Raw genomic sequence first — 397 nt, forward strand, 5'->3', positions numbered from 1 at the left:
TGCCGGTGGAGAGGTCGATCCAGTCCGTGCCGCCGTAGCGTTGTTGCGCCGCGCGCAGGTTGCCGCCGTGTTCAAGCATGGATCGCTCCATCCAATACGAATAGCGCGGCGCCGGCCACGACGACCCATAGCAGCGTGGTACGCCACACGAGGCGCCAGGCACGCAGGATGTCGTGCGCGCACGCGTCCGGACCGGTGCCGAGCGGGGGCCGCTGTTCCGTCACGCCGTCGTACACGGCCGCGCCACCAAGCTGCACGCCCAGCGCGCCGGCGCCGCTGGCCATCACGGGGCCCGCGTTCGGGCTGCTCCACGCGGGCGCTTGCGTGCGCCAGCAGCGCCACGCGCGCAGCCGTCCCCGCTCCGCCAGCAGCACGTACGACAGGGCAGTCAGGCGCG

Annotated in this window: 1 protein-coding gene; it reads right to left on the reverse strand. The window is 73.0% G+C overall.

The features are described from left to right. Window positions 1-71: 71 nt before the first annotated feature. The coding region (locus ACEN88_RS34480; RefSeq protein ID WP_413346903.1) for a cobalamin biosynthesis protein at window positions 72-397 on the reverse strand (326 nt) is incomplete at its 5' end.

The organism is Massilia sp. CT11-108 (assembly GCF_047302915.1).
GTDB lineage: Bacteria > Pseudomonadota > Gammaproteobacteria > Burkholderiales > Burkholderiaceae_D > Telluria > Telluria orientalis.